Source organism: Hoeflea sp. (genome assembly GCF_984452065.1).
In genome coordinates, this window is record NZ_CFHWAF010000106.1 from 1 (window position 1) to 15,569 (window position 15,569).

Consider the following 15,569-nt stretch of genomic DNA (forward strand, 5'->3'; position numbering starts at 1 on the left):
TCAGGTAGCGGTTGTGCCGCTCGTAGGTATCGATCTGGATATGCTTGTCCTCGATAAAATAGAGGAGTTCGGGGTGAATGCCCTGCACGTGATAGCTTTCATTGAACGCGTCCACGCTGGTTTTCCAGTTGCAGTCCCATTCGGCGGTCCAATCGGTCACTTTCACCATGCGATCGAAATGATAGGGACCGAGATGTTCGTCAAGCGGATCGAGAAACGCCAGAAGCGGCTCCGCTCCCGGGTCAAGGTTGAAAAAGACGAACCCGTTCCATTCTTCGACACGAACTTCCCTCAGCCCGCCGCATGGCGGCGCACCCTGGGGAAATGTCTCAAGATCGGGAATATTCTCGAATTCGCCGGAAATCCTGTACTCCCAATGGTGGTAGTTGCATCGGAAGCTGGTTGCATTTCCCTGCCCGACCATGACCCGGTTTCCGCGGTGCTGGCAAACATTGTAAAATCCGCGTGCCTTGCCGTCCGCCTGCCGGGTCAGGATGATTTCCTCCTTGCCGATCGACGTGACGATATAGTCTCCCGTCTCCTCGATATCTTCCGAGGCGCATCCCCAAAGCCAGACCTTGGACCACAAGCGCTCCCATTCCCGCGCCATGAACGACGGCGACGTGTACCGCTCCTTGGGGATCATCGCTGTCCCGAAATCCGGATCGTCGGTCTTGTCGATCGGAGTCTTTGTAAAATCACCCGGCTTGATGCGGCTGACAGCCATATCGATAATCCTCAGAATTGGACACCCTTGGTAAATCCACCATCGACCAGGAGGTGGGATCCGGCGCACCAGCTTGCTGCCGGGCTCGCCAGGAAGACCGCAGAGCGCGCGATTTCCTCGGCTTCGGCCATTCGCTTGGTCGGTTGCTTGCGAATGGCCGCGGTATATGCGCGCGAACGCGCCACCTTGATCATTTCCCAGTTCGATCCGGGGAACATGGTCGGGCCCGGCGAAAGGCAGTTCACCCTGATACCCTTGGGCAGATGGAGCTCGGCCAGTTGCTTGGACCAGGTAACCAGGGCGGCCTTGATCGCATTATACGCCATCGGGGCAACAAAAGTTTCGCTCGCGGCCATTGTGGCGACGATCAGTATGGAAGCATTCCTGCTTTCCTTGAGCGCCGGGTAGGCCTCTTCGACGGTACGCGTCGCACTCATCAGGTCGATCTCGAAATTGCGGTACCAGTATCGTTCCTCGTTGGTGCCACCGCCTGCCGAAAGGTTCGCAACGAAAATGTCCAGGCCCGCGAATTCTTCAACCGTGTCGCGTATCCATCCACGCACCGCATCGCCTTCACGCCCTTGCAGCGCCCGCCCCATGGCGCGCACGCCCCGGCCTTCGAATTCAGCGATGGCGGTGTCGATGTTGTCCTGCCCCCGGGCGCAAATCGACACATGACAGCCCTCTTCGGCCAGCAGCGACGCGATCGAACGGCCAATCCCGCGTGAGCCGCCCGAAACAGCCGCTTTTAGACCCTTCAGGCCCAGCTCCATCGCCTCGCTCCTCAAATTCATGCGAACAGCGTTCACACATTCCGGTGAATTGTCCACGCGCAATGACCATCTTTACTTGTATATTGTTGATATTGTATTGTATATAAAAAAAGACATATGCGCATAAATAGGCGCCGATCCAGGTGTGTTGCGGATCATTTGGGAGTATCGAGGTGGACGACAGATCCTATCAGTCTGCGGCTTCGGCCGGCGAGGCGGTCGAGAGCACTGAAGGTGTGCTTTCCGGCATCAAGGTGCTCGACCTGTCGCGCGTCGTCGCCGGGCCGCTGGCCGGCCAGACGCTGGCGGATCTGGGCGCCGATGTGATCAAGATCGAGCGGGTCGGTGATGGCGATGATCTCAGGACACTCGGCCCGCCATGGGTCACGTCTCCGACGACCGACCTGGAACAGTCGACCTATTTCCAGACCGTCAATCGCGGCAAGCATTCCCTGACCCTGGACTTTGCCCAGCCGCAAGGCGCGGAAATCCTCAAAGGGCTGGTGAGAGAGGCGGATGTTCTCATCGAGAATTTCCGGACCGGAACGCTGGATCGCTACGGGCTGGGATACAATGACCTGAAGGCAATCAACCCCGGACTCATTTTCTGCTCGATCACGGGGTTCGGACAGAACGGCCCCTATTCGGACCGGTCCGGCTACGACTATCTCGTGCAGGCGATGGGAGGCCAGATGGCGGTGACCGGACTGCCTGAGGGGATGACCGGCGCCGGCCCCATGCGGGTCGGCGTTCCGATCGCCGACATTACGGCCGGAAACAACGCGGTTATCGGAATCCTCACCGCCCTTCTGCACCGTGAAAAGTCCGGAACAGGCCAGCATATCGATATCGCCCTTCTGGATTCGCAGGTCGCCCTCCTTCTCAATTCCCTTTCCGCCTGGTTGAACGCCCGCGCGCCCTTGCCGCGCACCGGCAACGATCACCCGACGGCGGTTCCCAATGGGGTCTTCGCGGTAAAGGACGGCCATATCCTGATTGCAACCTTCAATGACCGGGAGTTTGCGAGACTGGCCGAGGTGCTGGAGCATCCGGAGTGGGTGACGGATCCCAAATATGCCCGCTCACGGGATCGGCTTGCGAACCGTGGGGACTTGACCCGCGACATGACCGAGGCACTGTCACACCATGGCAAACAATATTGGATGAACGCGATCAACAACGCCAAGGTTTCATGCGGACCGATAAACGATATGGGCGACATCGAGCGCGATGAACAACTTTGCGAGCGGGGCATGTTCGTCACCCTTGTTCACCCGGTTATGGGCGAAGTGCGCGTTGTGGGAAGTCCGCTGAAATTTTCCGACACGCCGGTGATCTATCCGAAGGCTCCTCCGCTTGTCGGAGAAGACACCGAAGCTATTCTCAAGGAACGCCTGACCCTGACCGATCAGGATATCCAGGGCCTGCGCGAAAAGAAAATCGTCTGAGGCGACGCCGTGGCAGAAGCGATGAATGATCCGCAGGCCAGATTCCTGACGCAGCTCGCACAGGGCCGTTTCATGCTTCAACGCGACCCGGTATCGGATTGCGCGGTGTTTCCGCCGCGGCTGCGCGCTCCCGGCCACGGCGGAACGCTGACCGACTTTCTCCCGGTATCCGGACGCGGCACAATTTATTCGGTGACCGTTCAGCCGAAGAAGCCGCCGGAGCCGGCAAGGATCATTGTTCTTGTCGACCTTGAAGAAGGTGCACGGATGCTGTCGCATATGCCAAATGCCGACCCGGAGAGCGTCGCGGTCGGCGACAAGGTCATCGCCCGTATCGTGACGGAAGGCGAGACGCCGATGGTCGTCTTCGATCCCGGACCATGAGCTGGCAAGATGCATTTCCACGCGGCCGCACGGCCGTTGTTGGCGCCGCCACCTACGGATTGGGCGAATGCCCGGGCGTCTCGTCGCTTGAGATGGCCGCCGAGGCGGGCTACAGCGCCCTTGACGATGCGGGGCTCTCCATCGCGGATGTCGACGGGCTGTTCGTGGCGCTGCCGGACGACTATCTCGGCGGGCTCGCGATGGCCGAATATTTCGGCATCCGGCCGGCCATTGTCGACAACAATCGCCCGGGTGGGTCGGCTTTCCTTTGCCACGCGATCCATGCAGCCCTGGCACTTGATGCCGGCCTGATCGATGTGGCGCTGATAACGTACGGATCGAACCAGCGCTCGGGTGCGGGAAAACTGGTCGCGGCGCTCACCGCCTCGCCCTACGAAGCGCCCCACGGCGCGCGGATGCCGGTAGGCGGTTATGCCCTGGCGGCCGCCCGGCACATGCACGAGTTCGGCACGACGAGGGAACAGCTCGCCCATGTGGCGCTGGCCGCACGCGAATGGGCGAAACTCAATCCGGAGGCGTTCCGCCGGGAGAGTGCAACGCTCGATGAGTTTCTGTCGGCGCGTATCGTCTCCTCACCGCTTTCCGTATCGGACTGCTGCCTTGTCACCGATGGTGCGGCGGCCGTTGTCATGACGCGTATGGACAAGGCCCGATCCTGCCGGGCGCCGGTGCCGCTGCTTGGCGGCGCTGCGACGGTGACGCACAAGGAAATCGCGGCGATGCCGGACCTGACGACGACCGGCGCCGCCATCTCGGGCCCACAGGCGATGGCCTGCGCGGGGATTTCCCCGGACGATGTCGACCTGGTCGCACTTTACGACGCCTTCACCATCAACACGATCCTGTTTCTGGAAGACCTCGGTTTCTGCCCCAAGGGTGAGGGCGGGCGCTTCGTGGCGTCGGGCGCCATCGCACCCGGCGGCGCCCTGCCCGTCAATACCAATGGCGGCGGGCTGTCGTGCAACCATCCCGGCATGTACGGGCTTTTCACCATGGTCGAGGCCGCTCGCCAACTGCGCGGCGAAGCCGGCGACCGGCAGGTTCCAGGCGCCGAGATCGCAATAAGCCATGGCAATGGCGGCATCCTGTCGAGCCAGGCAACGCTCGTTTTCGGGACCGAAGCCACCCTTTGATCCCTGCTTTGAAAGGAAGACACCATGAACGACGATATTCTGAAACGGATCGACCGGCTTGAGAGCCGGAACGCAATCATGGAAATCATCGCGAAATACTGCAAAGCCTGCGACGACCGCGACATGCCCCTTCTCAGTTCGATCTTCGCCGAAAACGCCGAAGTCCACTCCCTGGACGGCATGATGGAGGGCGTCGGCCGCGACGAAATCATGCAAATGTATCGCCGGCGCTTTGCGGTGCTCGATATCTCCGTCCACTGGACGCACGACACCATCATCACGTTCGACGATTCCGATCCCGACCGGGCAACCGGCGAGGTCTTTTGTCACGCCGAAACGCATCGCAACGGTGAAACGCTGGTCGGCAGCCTGCGCTACGACGATGAATACCGGCGCGTGGCCGGCACGTGGCAATTCTCCCGCCGCGTCCTGAAGTTCCTCTACTATGTCCCGGTCGAGGAATATAGCGAGGCGCTCGGCTCGAAGCTGCGCATGCGGGCCTATGGAGATCATCGCCCCTCGGATTATCCCGAGAGCTTCGACAGCTACAACAACTGGGAACAGCACTTCGCCGTCTGATCCGGCTTTCGCTACGCGCCGTCCTCGGGCACATCGGCCGGCAGGACTTTGGCCTCGGAATAGACAAGGTAAGCGGCTGCCGAAGCGCCGATACCGTCCAGCTGACGCAGGATCGGACCCTCCGGCGATACCAGTTCGTCGATATTTTGCGCCAAGGGCAACTCGGCGAATATGAACCAGTCCGGACCGGCCGCGTCTCCAGGTGCCGGCGGCTCGTTTGCGGTCTCTTCCGCATGGCATGGAACCACGGCACGGATCGCTTCGACCGCCGCGGAAATTCTATCACCCCGGACGGGATCGATTGCGCCGTCGGGCCGGCTCAACACAGCGACGATCCGCCTCTGCGATACTTCAGGCGGATCGTCGACAAGATGGGACCAGTTCCCGATCCGCCCGCCGACAAAGCGATTTTCATCTTCGCGAAGTTCATCGAGACGCACCCAGGATTCGATGGTATTGCGCAGCGCGCCCGGGTCGCGAAAGGCGATCTCCGCAATGCCGTGAACATCGCCAAACAGCCCGGGCGAGCGCTGCAATGGTCGCATGACGTGGTTCTGCACATACCAGACGAGGCCGGGCAGATCGCGGGCGATTGCGGCATGCGGACCCGACCAGTGGGCATGGAAATAGGCAAGAGGCATATCTTCCCTTGGTGTGATAAGCGTGACCCGTTTGTTTGCTGGTTCCTCTGGCAAAACACATCCTCCGCTCGATCCGCCGACCATCCGCGCGACAAGAGTTTAACTGCCGGCCGCCGGAAGCGTCTGCCGTGCCGCCCAGTCTTCCAATGATGTCAATGAGACCGGCAGTGCATCCAGAACCGGCCCCATATCAACAAAGAACGGGCGGTCTGTTTCGTCGTTGTACCATTTGTATTTCAGGGCCATTTCGCGAGCCAGGACTTCCCGCTCCAATGTCGCGCTTGCGCGAAACACGTCGGCCATGATCTCCCCGCAGGTCTCCAGGGGCATGGATTTGAATGTCAGCGGTTTTCCCCAGACTTGACCGAGACGGCGGGCAAGGTCGGGGCCGCGAATGGCTTCCGGTCCACCGACGGGAAATATGCGGCCGGCAAGCTGCGGCCTTTGCGCGGCCGCGACCATGAGCTTTGCAAGGTCGTCGTGACAGATCCAGCAGACATCGAGGGTTTCCCGATGGGGATAGTAAATCATGTTCTCGCGCGCGATCTGCGGCCAGGCCCAGGCCTTGAGCAGATTGTCGAGATAGACCACGGGCTGGATGACGATCGCCGGGACACCTGTCGCGAATATGCGTCTGCGCATCTCCAGCCGCGCATCCTGTGCGGCGATCCCCATCTCATGGCCGGGCACCGGCATGCTGGTGTTGAAGACGAGTATTTTCACCGTGTCCGACTCGGCGGCCGCCTTCGCGATCACCTCGGCAGCTTCGATCAGTGGTGCCGCTTCCTGAAAGGATGTCGAGGGCAGATTCAGCAGAACCGCATCAGCCCCCTCCATCGCCGCCCGCAGGCTTTCATGCCGACCATAGTCGGCCGCGACCCGTTCGACGCCGTCCGGCAGGTCCGCCTTCTCCGGGCGACGGGAGATGGCGACGGCCTGGTGCCCCAGTTCGATCAGCCTGCGCACTTGCGCGATGCCCTGGTCGCCGGTAGCGGAAAAAACCGCGACCCTCATGAACCTTCACCGCAGGATTTCACGCGCTCCATTCGCTCAGCCGCAACAAGGCTCATATCATCAGGCCCGGCAGAAACAGGACAATTGCCGGTACGGCAATGATCAGCAGCAGCACGACAATATCCGCCGCGATGAAGTATGTCGTTCCTCTGAATATCTGCCCCAGGGTTATCCCTCGACCGACGATCCCGTTCAGCACAAACACGTTCAAGCCGATCGGTGGCGTTATCATCCCCACTTCAAGCAGCTTGGCGAGGAAAATGCCGAACCACAATTCGTTCACGCCAAGCGAGCCGGCGACCGGCAGCACGATCGGCAAGGTGATGATCATCGCGCCGGTCGGCTCCAGAAACATGCCGAGGATAATGTAGACCAGCACAACACCGGCGAGGAAAAGATAGGTGGAGGAGCCCATCGAGGCGATGAGATCCGAGATATAGGCATCGACACCGCTGAGCGCGACGAAACGGGCCAGCAGATTTGCACCGATGACGATGAAGAGAAGGGCCGACGTCGTCGTAAAGGCCTCGGTTATGGAAACCCGGAAACTGCGCCAGGTCAGACGGCGTTGCGCGGCGGCTATGAGCGCGCAGAGCGACGCGCCCACCGCGCCCGCCTCGGTCGGGGTGAACAGGCCGGCGAACAGTCCGCCGAAGACGAGAACCGCCAGCAACAAGACTGGAGACACCATGCGCAGCGAACGAAACCGCTCGGCCAAAGTGAATTTATCGTCGGCCCGGGGCGCGACCCCGGGCTTGGCGCTGGCCCACAGGAGAACAAGCACGATATAGGCCAGCGCCGACAACAGCCCTACTCCGGCGCCTCCAATGAAAAGCTGGTTGATCGGGACCTCGGCGATAACGCCATAAAGGATCAGCAGGATACTCGGCGGAATGAGCGCCCCGATCGTTCCGGCCGCCGCAACGGTGCCGGTGGCAAGCCTTGGATCGTAACCGTGGCGCAGCATTTCCGGCACCGCGATGCGCCCCATGGCGGCGGCGGTCGCAACCGACGAGCCGGTCACCGCGGCAAAACCGGAGGCACCGAATATGCTCGCGACCGCAAGTCCGCCGGGCAATCGCGAAAGCCAGACCCGCGCCGCGGCAAACAGTCCCGCCGTTATCCCGGTGTGGTAGGCCAGATAACCCATCAGCAGGAACATCGGGACCGAACTCAGCTCCCAGCTTGCGGCGAAGTTGAAAGGAATGATCTTCAACGCCCCAAGGGCCGGACGCCATCCGAACATTGCGTATATTCCGACAAACGGCACAGTGAACAGAGCGATGGCAATGGGCACCCGAAGCCCGATCATGATCAGCAGAATGACGATTCCTGCCAACCCGATTTCAACTTCGCTCATTCATTTACTCCGTCATTGGCACCCAGGATACCGAGGGTGTTTTGCCCCTCCCTCAGGACATTGCTTCTGATGGTGTAGGCAACAAATTTGAACAGGAACAAAAGCGTCAGGATTCCGTAACCGATCGGAGCGGCGAACCTGATTGGCCATGTCGGAACTTTCATGCCCCGCTCCATCTTGAATGCACCGATATGGAACTTGTCGACGGCCTCCAGCCAAGTCGCGTATGTCAGCAGGGCGCACACCGTGAAGCACAACAGAAAGGTCCAGCCGAAAAGGTGTGTTTGCCCGCGGTCCGGCAGGAACTGCGTCAGCACATCTGCCGAAACGTGGTTTTCCAGTCGCTCCACGAAGGCAAGCGGCAGGAATGTAACCAGCGGCATGTAGTAGTTGGATACGATGATCAGTGTTCCCGGCAAAGGCTGGTTGAAAAGGATATCCAGGACAACATCCAGCGTGACGTGAAGCATCATCAGCACCACCGCGCCGGCGGCCAGGAAACCAAGGGCAAGGATTACCCTGTCAATGATATTCAGAACCGGTTTCATGGTAGGTTTTCATCTCCCCAGCCGTTGAGCGATGCGGGGCGCTGCGCCCGTCGAGGCGGCTGCGCCTGCGGTCGGCGTTCAGTGCCGTTTGATTGGTCCCGGATGACCGGGTCGGCCTCTTTTAACAGTTTTCCAGGGCGGCCGGAGAGGGGTGCCCCGGGGAGAAGAACGGGGCACCCGACGTCTGCACTCAATCGATGCCGTAACTGGAAACATCGATCTTGGAATGCACTTCGTCGATATAGAGGTTGGCGAAGGCATCGACATCCATTTCGTCGATCTGGTTTGTCAGGCCTTTCCACTTTTCGATCAGATCGGTTATCAGCGCGATTTTCTCGTCAACGCCTTCGATGCCGTATTGGTCCACAAACTGATTGCGTACAACTTCCGTGTCCTGCTTTGCGAACTCGCCGATCTTCGCACGATCTTCTAACGAGGTGTCGAAAACGATCTTGCCTGCGTCCTTGAATGTCTTGAGACTGGACGCATTGAGGTTCTTGACCGTAACCCAACTGCTTGCGGATGTCTTGGCAGCCGCGTTCAGAACCGCGCGCCGCTGTTCTTCCGTCAGGCCATTCCAGGTGTCGCGGTTCATGTTGGCTATGCCGATTCCCGAGAACATGTTGCCGGGCAACAGATGGCTGTAGAAATCCGCCACTTCCATCAACCGCAGACCGGTCAGGGTTTCCGGAGGCACCGTGGAACAATCGACATTTCCTGTATTGAGGGCGTCATAGATCTCGTTGCCGGAAAGCGATACTTGCGTACCGCCAAAATATTCGACGAACCGCGAGACATCGGCCGCGCCGGTGCGCACCTTCTTGCCCGCTATGTCTTTGATGGACTCAACCGGCTTGTTGCACACCAGCCCGTAGTCCACCGCCACACCGCCGCTGAGAAAGACCGTGTTGAACCGATCGAGCTGTTCCAGGCAATCGGGACAGTTCAGCATGACATATTCCATCGACGCGCCGAGCATCGCCGGGCCGGGCCACTTGGCCTCCGAGCCGGTGGATGCCAGCCACGACAGGCTCGCCGGAAGGTTCAACTCGGAGAACTCCGCCGGGAAATAGGGAAAGAGAGAGAAGCCGAAATCAGCCAACCCGTCCCGGATTCCCCCCGGGATCTCATTCAGTCCGAGCAAAGACAGCGCATAGACCTTGACGTCCACGTCGCTGGTACGCGCAAGCTCCTCGGAGAAAAACACCGCGTTGTCATAATTGTAGCTGCTTTCAGGCATGCCGACCGCATAACGCAACTCCTGAGCGCTCGCTGTCGTGCCGCTGATCGCAGCGAGGACCACGCCCGCAAGGACCGATCCTTTCAGATGCGAGGTGAATCCGATTTTACGCGTTGATTTCATGTCTTCCTCCTCAGGCTTTATTGGAATTCTGCAAGCGTCCGGCCCGCCGGACCACTCGATCCCGACGATCCGGCACCAGGGCCCCCAAAACGCCCTGGAAACCGCGCATCAGACTGACAAGGGCTGGATGGCCAGTTCACATCGTTGGCGCACCGCTTTGCAGCCGACAAAACGGCTCCGCGAACAAGGGGCGCCCCCGCGTCACTTTTCCCAATCATTGTACGCCTCCCAAACGTCGCCAGACGTCGTGCGGTTACACCCCGCTGCACCTGCGTGTGCAGCGCCTCGTAATTCGGCCTTGTGTGCACAGCAGATTTTTCATTATGCATTAGTGACCATAATTTATACAAAATTTCAAGATTTTTGTACAAACTTTCAGGCTATATTGTTCACAATCACCCGGAATAGAGATGATCGGCCGCTTGGAGACGAGTTTGCGAAACGGTGAACCGGGCACGAATACAGCCACCATTCCGAGGCAATACGGCCGAGGGTCCGGCCAAAGCATGATTTCAGATGAATCGGCAGTACGCCACTTTGATGGCGATTGACGGCGGCCGGTTCGAGACGTTGAATGTCAAGGTCAGAGCGTTGCGCTCATTGGCTGTCCACACCGCGCTCCCTTGACATCCAGTTGGAAAAGCGGCGCACGATTTGCCGCTGCCGCGTGGACTGCGGGATAACCAGATGATGTCCGATGTAACGCACGCTTTCGGACCGGTCCAGGAGCGGCGCAACCAGCCGGCCGTTCTCAAGCTCGCGCTCGGCCAGCGTGGTCGACTCAAGCGCCACACCCATTCCGTCAACGGCAAACGCGATCGCCAGAAAGCTCCGATCGAATCGCGAACCATTTGGAGGTGGCGCTTCGAGCCCGTTCGCCGAAAACCAATGCGACCAGCGGATCTGCTTGTTGTCGCTTTCGATCAGGCTATGCCCGAGCAGATCTTCCGGCCTTTTGATCTTTGCCGCCAGAGCCGGCGCACAAAGCGGCGTCACGACCTCCTCGCCCAGAGACATGACGATGTTTCCCGTTTGTTGCGGTTGCCCGTAGACAATGTCCGCGTCGAACTCGTCAGTCTCGAAGCTTGCATAGTCCGTATCCGCGGACAGGCGCACGTCGATTTCCGGGATATCATCGACCAGGCGCGGCAGACGTGGCGTCAGCCATTGCGCCGCAAAGCTCGGTGCACAGTGCAACCGCAGCAAACCGGGCGTTCGTGTCGAAACCACTTCGAACCCGTGACGGATACTGTCGAACGCACCGCCCACATGGCGCAGCAACTCCTCCCCATCGGGGTTAAGCCGAATGCCGCGGCCGTTTCTCTCAAACAGCGCCGTACCCAGGAAGTTTTCCAATCGACGGACAGAATGGCTGATTGCACTTGGCGACAAGCCCAGTTCCAGAGAGGCCGCCTTGAAAGATCCAGTCCGGCCGGCAGCCTCGAACGATCGGACAAGCGATATGGGTATTTTCTGTGTCGTCATAACACCCTGCCCCGGCTCTGTGCCGGACAGTCGAGATATGAAGTCATCTTCTTGACCCTTGCCAACGCGTGGTCCGCCGGATTTTTGGCGAAAATTCATTCATCCAGGATTGTAACATGACTCTGATTCATCAATGAATGTTATTTTCGCGTTTGCGCGCCGCGGACCGGAAAAGCACAATCCCGCGAAAGCAAAGGGAGGAGAAAGACAGGTGACAACGTCGCCGTCAGGGCATTTGAGCGCCAATATGAGCTTGCACCGACGTGCCTGGAATATTCGCCGGCACGCCATACGCATGGGCGCAGTCCAGGGTCAGGGCTATATCGGCCAGGCACTGGGAGCAGCCGACATTCTGGCCGTCGCCTATTTCCGCGCCCTTACCTACCGCCCCGACAATCCGGAATGGGAAGGGCGCGACCGGTTTCTTTTGTCCATCGGGCACTACGCCATAGCCCTCTATGCCGCGTTGATCGAAGCCGGCGTTCTTCCGGAAGAGGAAATCTGGACCTACGGCATGGACAACAGCCGCATGCCCATGTCGGGTATGGCGGCATACTCGCCGGGGATGGAGATCACCGGTGGCTCGCTCGGCCATGGCCTGGGCATTGCCGTTGGAATGGCCCTGGGCCTCAAGCGCAAGAAAAACCCGGCCTTCGTCTACAACTTCCTGTCCGACGGCGAGCTTGGCGAAGGGTCAACCTGGGAAGCGGTCATGTCGGCGGTCCAGCATAAGCTGGACAACATTGTGGCCATTGTCGATTTCAACGACCAGCAGGCCGACGGCAAGTCGACAGACGCACTGTGCACCGAACCCATCGAAGACAAATGGACGGCATTCGGATGGCATGCACAGCGCGTCGACGGCAACGATATCGGCCAACTGGTCACCGCTTTCGACAAAGCCCGCAACCATGCCGATTCCCGGCCTCGTGCCATCATCTGCCAGACCAGGATGTGCAAGGGCGTCCCCTTCCTTGAAGACCGCGAGATGACCCATTTCGTCCGCGTGGAACCTGACGAATGGGCAAAGGCCCTGGCGGTTCTGGACGAGGCAATGCCGCTATGACGATCACGAAGGCTCCGCCGCATTCAAGGCGCAAACCCAAATACGAACCCCGGCCTGCACCCGACCATGGCGAAGGCGAGAAGCTGACCACGTCCGCCATGATCGCCTCGCTCGACGCGGAAGGCCGTGAAACGGTTTCGGCACCGTTCGGACATGCTTTGGCGGAGTTGGCCGCGATCCGCCCGGATATTGTCGGCCTGAGCGCCGATCTGGCGAAATACACCGACCTGCATGTCTTTGCCGAAGCATGCCCCGATCGTTTCCATCAGATGGGGATGGCGGAGCAATTGCTGTTCTCGGCCGCTGCGGGCCTTGCCCGCGAAGGCTTCACACCCTTCGCGACCACCTACGCGGTCTTCGCATCGCGGCGCGCGTATGATTTCATCTGCATGGCCATCGCGGAAGAGGCCCTGCCCGTTAAGATCGCCTGCGCCCTGCCGGGACTGATCAGCGGTTACGGGCCCAGCCATCAGGCGACCGAGGACCTGGCGATCTTTCGCGGAATGCCCAATCTCACCATTATCGATCCGTGCGACGCGACGGAGATCGCACAGGCCGTGCCGGCCGTCGCCGCACATCCCGGACCGGTTTACCTTCGACTTTTGCGTGGCAAGGTACCGGACGTTCTATCGTCCTATGACTACCAGTTCGAGATCGGCAAGGCGAAACGCCTGCGGCACGGTAAAGACGTCTTGTTCATCACCAGCGGCTTCATGACCATGCGGGTTCTGGACGCGGCCGAGCGCCTGCAAACCGAGGCAATAGACTGTGCTGTCCTGCACTCGCCGACAATCAAGCCCCTGGATGTCGCCACGATTGTCGAAACGGCGCGCGCTGCCGGCAAGCTCGTGATTGTGGCGGAGAACCACTCCGTTGTCGGCGGCCTTGGGGAAGCGGTCGCGTCCTGCCTCATGCGCGCGGGCGTCAGCAAACCGTTCCGCCAGATCGGACTGCCGGACGAGTTTCTCGATGCTGGCGCGCTGCCGACCCTGCACGATCAATACGGCCTTTCCGTCGATCGCATCGTGGCGCGGACCAGGGCCTGGTTAAACGCGGGGTCAGCGCCATGAAGCTGCTTGCGGGAAAGTTTGCCGTTGTCACGGGTGCGGCTTCGCCACGCGGGCTGGGCAAGGCGACCGCCACGCTTATGGCCGCGCACGGTGCGACCATCGGTGTTCTGGATCTGGAGGCTGCAGCGGCTGAGACCGTGGCCAGCAAGCTGGGCGACGGGCATGTCGGCCTCGCTTGTGACGTCACCGACAAGACAGCGTGCGAGATGGCTGTCGCGCAATTGCTTTCGGCCTGGGGACGGATCGACATCCTGGTCAACAACGCCGGTATCACGCAACCTTTGAAAATCATGACGATCGAGCCGGAGAACTACGATGCCGTGCTCGACGTCAATCTCCGTGGAACACTTTATATGAGCCAGGCGGTGATACCGCAGATGCGCCGACAAAAATCCGGTTCGATCGTCAATTTGTCTTCCGTGTCCGCGCAGCGCGGGGGCGGTATTTTCGGCGGCCCTCACTACTCGGCGGCCAAGGCCGGAATACTGGGTTTGACGAAGGCAATCGCACGTGAACTCGCGCCTGAGGGCATTCGCGCCAATGCGGTCTGCCCGGGCTTTATCGCAACGGATATCACCGAAGGAAAACTGACGGACGCGATGCGCGAACAAATTCTGCAAGGCATTCCGATGGGCCGCGTCGGCACCGCGGAGGACGTTGCGGGATGCTGCCTTTTTCTTGCGTCGGATCTCTCATCATACGTTACCGGATCGGAGGTTGATGTGAACGGAGGCTCTCTTATTCACTAGCGGTCGCGCAAACGAAGAATTGATCAGGCTCCATGAGCCGCACACTGAAGGGAGGAAACAATGAATATCCATCTAAAATCCACCGCCGCGGCGGTGGCAATCGCCATAGGATTGGCGATCCCGGCAAATGCTGCCGAACTGGTGTTTGCCCACGGCGCCAACGCCGGCAATCCACGCTTTGACGCAGCAAACATGTTCGCGGGACTTGTTTCCAGTTGCACCGGTGGAGAACTCACGGTCAAAGTGGCACCGTCCGCGACGATGGGAAACGACGCTGAAATGATCACCTCCGTGCAGTCGGGCATTATCCAGATGTCTGCCAACTCGCAGGGTGCCATGGGTCAGGTCGTGCCTGAAGTCGGCATGCTCGGCCTGCCATTCCTGTTTTCCAGCCTCAATGATGCCTGGGAGGCGCTGGATGGCGAAGCCGGCGCGCTGATAGACCAGAAAGCCCAGGCCGCCGGAATGAAGGTCGTGGGTTATTGGGACAACGGCATCCGCAACGTCACGCATACCAGCAAGCATATCGCGTCGCCCGATGACATAAAGGGTATGAAAATACGCACACCCCCGGACGAGGTCACTCTGGCGATGTTCAATGCGCTTGGCGCCAATCCGGCGCCGCTTGCCTGGTCGGAACTGCCCTCGGCCCTGCGCTCCGGTGCATTTGAAGGCCAGGAAAACCCGTTGACCAATATCCATTCGGCCAAGCTGCATGAGATCACACCTTACATCTCCATGACCGGCCACAAATACGAGACCACACCGGTGGTTGCCGGGCTTGGCTGGTGGAACGGCTTGTCTGACGCTCACCGCGACTGTATCAGCAATGCAGTCACCCAAGCGGGATGGTACCAGCGCGGCCGCTCGCAGGTCGACAATCAGGCGCTGCGCGTAAAGATGGAGGCTGAAGGTGCCAAATTCCTCGATGTGGACCAGTCGATATTCGCCGAGGCCACGGCATCGGTTTATGACCTCTACGGCGACAAGTATGGCGACATCGTCGACCTTTTGCGCGGCAACTGAGTGTCATGAATGACAGCAACGACAAAGCGACGGGGTCCGATGGCCCCGTCGAGCGCATTTTATCGGCCGCAAGGCTGCTTATCCTCTATGGCGGCATCGGTATCTTCTCCACGACGCTTTCGGCACTTTTCGTCGCGCTTTTCGTCAATGTCGTCCTGCGCTACGCGTTTGATCGCGGCATA

At 59.9% G+C, this 15,569-nt stretch carries 16 protein-coding genes; 8 read left to right on the top strand and 8 right to left on the bottom strand.

The features are described 5' to 3' along the window. Both AC5E6N_RS17740 and AC5E6N_RS17745 read right to left on the bottom strand, forming a co-directional pair. On the bottom strand, positions 1-727 hold a 727-nt coding region (locus AC5E6N_RS17740), incomplete at its 3' end, for an aromatic ring-hydroxylating oxygenase subunit alpha (RefSeq protein WP_491749060.1). Positions 728-738: 11 nt separating this feature from the next. Beyond that, a complete protein-coding gene (locus AC5E6N_RS17745) occupies positions 739-1,500 on the bottom strand; it encodes an SDR family NAD(P)-dependent oxidoreductase (RefSeq protein WP_491749061.1) in 762 nt (253 codons plus the stop codon). Positions 1,501-1,673: 173 nt separating this feature from the next. Between AC5E6N_RS17745 and AC5E6N_RS17750 the strand changes: the two genes are divergently transcribed. The 4 genes from AC5E6N_RS17750 to AC5E6N_RS17765 are packed head-to-tail and all read left to right on the top strand — an operon-like array spanning position 1,674 to position 5,065. Further along, positions 1,674-2,948 (top strand): CaiB/BaiF CoA transferase family protein, encoded by a 1,275-nt coding sequence (locus AC5E6N_RS17750; RefSeq protein ID WP_491749062.1) that lies wholly within the window; start codon positions 1,674-1,676, stop codon positions 2,946-2,948. Positions 2,949-2,969: 21 nt separating this feature from the next. After that, positions 2,970-3,332, top strand: coding sequence for a Zn-ribbon domain-containing OB-fold protein (locus tag AC5E6N_RS17755; RefSeq protein ID WP_491749063.1), 363 nt, complete (start codon positions 2,970-2,972; stop codon positions 3,330-3,332). Next, positions 3,329-4,486, top strand: a complete 1,158-nt coding sequence (locus tag AC5E6N_RS17760; RefSeq protein WP_491749064.1) for an acetyl-CoA acetyltransferase — start codon at positions 3,329-3,331, stop codon at positions 4,484-4,486. Before AC5E6N_RS17755 ends, AC5E6N_RS17760 begins: the two co-directional genes overlap by 4 nt. 24 nt (positions 4,487-4,510) lie before the next feature. Further along, positions 4,511-5,065 carry a nuclear transport factor 2 family protein gene (locus tag AC5E6N_RS17765; protein ID WP_491749065.1) on the top strand — a complete coding sequence of 185 codons (555 nt, stop codon included), beginning with the start codon at positions 4,511-4,513 and terminating at the stop codon, positions 5,063-5,065. An 11-nt stretch (positions 5,066-5,076) separates the two neighbouring features. Here AC5E6N_RS17765 and AC5E6N_RS17770 read toward each other — a convergent pair whose 3' ends face one another. The 6 genes from AC5E6N_RS17770 to AC5E6N_RS17795 all read right to left on the bottom strand — a co-directional run bounded on the left by AC5E6N_RS17770 (position 5,077) and on the right by AC5E6N_RS17795 (position 11,476). Continuing rightward, positions 5,077-5,760, bottom strand: a complete 684-nt coding sequence (locus AC5E6N_RS17770; RefSeq protein WP_491749066.1) for an EthD domain-containing protein — start codon at positions 5,758-5,760, stop codon at positions 5,077-5,079. Positions 5,761-5,805: 45 nt separating this feature from the next. Further along, a complete protein-coding gene (locus AC5E6N_RS17775; RefSeq protein ID WP_491749067.1) occupies positions 5,806-6,720 on the bottom strand; it encodes an SDR family oxidoreductase in 915 nt (304 codons plus the stop codon). Between the two features lie 52 nt (positions 6,721-6,772). Further along, positions 6,773-8,080 (bottom strand): TRAP transporter large permease, encoded by a 1,308-nt coding sequence (locus AC5E6N_RS17780; RefSeq protein WP_491749068.1) that lies wholly within the window; start codon positions 8,078-8,080, stop codon positions 6,773-6,775. Next, entirely contained in the window at positions 8,077-8,628 is a 552-nt protein-coding gene (locus AC5E6N_RS17785; RefSeq protein WP_491749069.1) for a TRAP transporter small permease subunit, read from the bottom strand. Before AC5E6N_RS17785 ends, AC5E6N_RS17780 begins: the two co-directional genes overlap by 4 nt. Before the next feature lie 190 nt (positions 8,629-8,818). Then, complete coding sequence (locus AC5E6N_RS17790) at positions 8,819-9,991, bottom strand: C4-dicarboxylate TRAP transporter substrate-binding protein (RefSeq protein WP_491749070.1); 1,173 nt, start codon at positions 9,989-9,991, stop codon at positions 8,819-8,821. 597 nt (positions 9,992-10,588) lie between these two features. Continuing rightward, entirely contained in the window at positions 10,589-11,476 is an 888-nt protein-coding gene (locus AC5E6N_RS17795) for a LysR substrate-binding domain-containing protein (protein WP_491749071.1), read from the bottom strand. Positions 11,477-11,723: 247 nt separating this feature from the next. Between AC5E6N_RS17795 and AC5E6N_RS17800 the strand changes: the two genes are divergently transcribed. From AC5E6N_RS17800 to AC5E6N_RS17815, 4 genes are read left to right on the top strand one after another with little or no spacing between them, the layout of a single operon-like run. Next, positions 11,724-12,542, top strand: a complete 819-nt coding sequence (locus AC5E6N_RS17800) for a transketolase (RefSeq protein ID WP_491749075.1) — start codon at positions 11,724-11,726, stop codon at positions 12,540-12,542. After that, positions 12,539-13,612, top strand: coding sequence for a transketolase family protein (locus AC5E6N_RS17805; RefSeq protein WP_491749072.1), 1,074 nt, complete (start codon positions 12,539-12,541; stop codon positions 13,610-13,612). The genes AC5E6N_RS17800 and AC5E6N_RS17805 overlap by 4 nt, the downstream gene beginning before the upstream one ends. Then, complete coding sequence (locus AC5E6N_RS17810; RefSeq protein ID WP_491749073.1) at positions 13,609-14,361, top strand: SDR family NAD(P)-dependent oxidoreductase; 753 nt, start codon at positions 13,609-13,611, stop codon at positions 14,359-14,361. The genes AC5E6N_RS17805 and AC5E6N_RS17810 overlap by 4 nt, the downstream gene beginning before the upstream one ends. 60 nt (positions 14,362-14,421) lie before the next feature. Continuing rightward, positions 14,422-15,387, top strand: a complete 966-nt coding sequence (locus tag AC5E6N_RS17815; RefSeq protein WP_491749074.1) for a TRAP transporter substrate-binding protein — start codon at positions 14,422-14,424, stop codon at positions 15,385-15,387. The last annotated feature ends 182 nt before the right edge of the window (positions 15,388-15,569 follow it).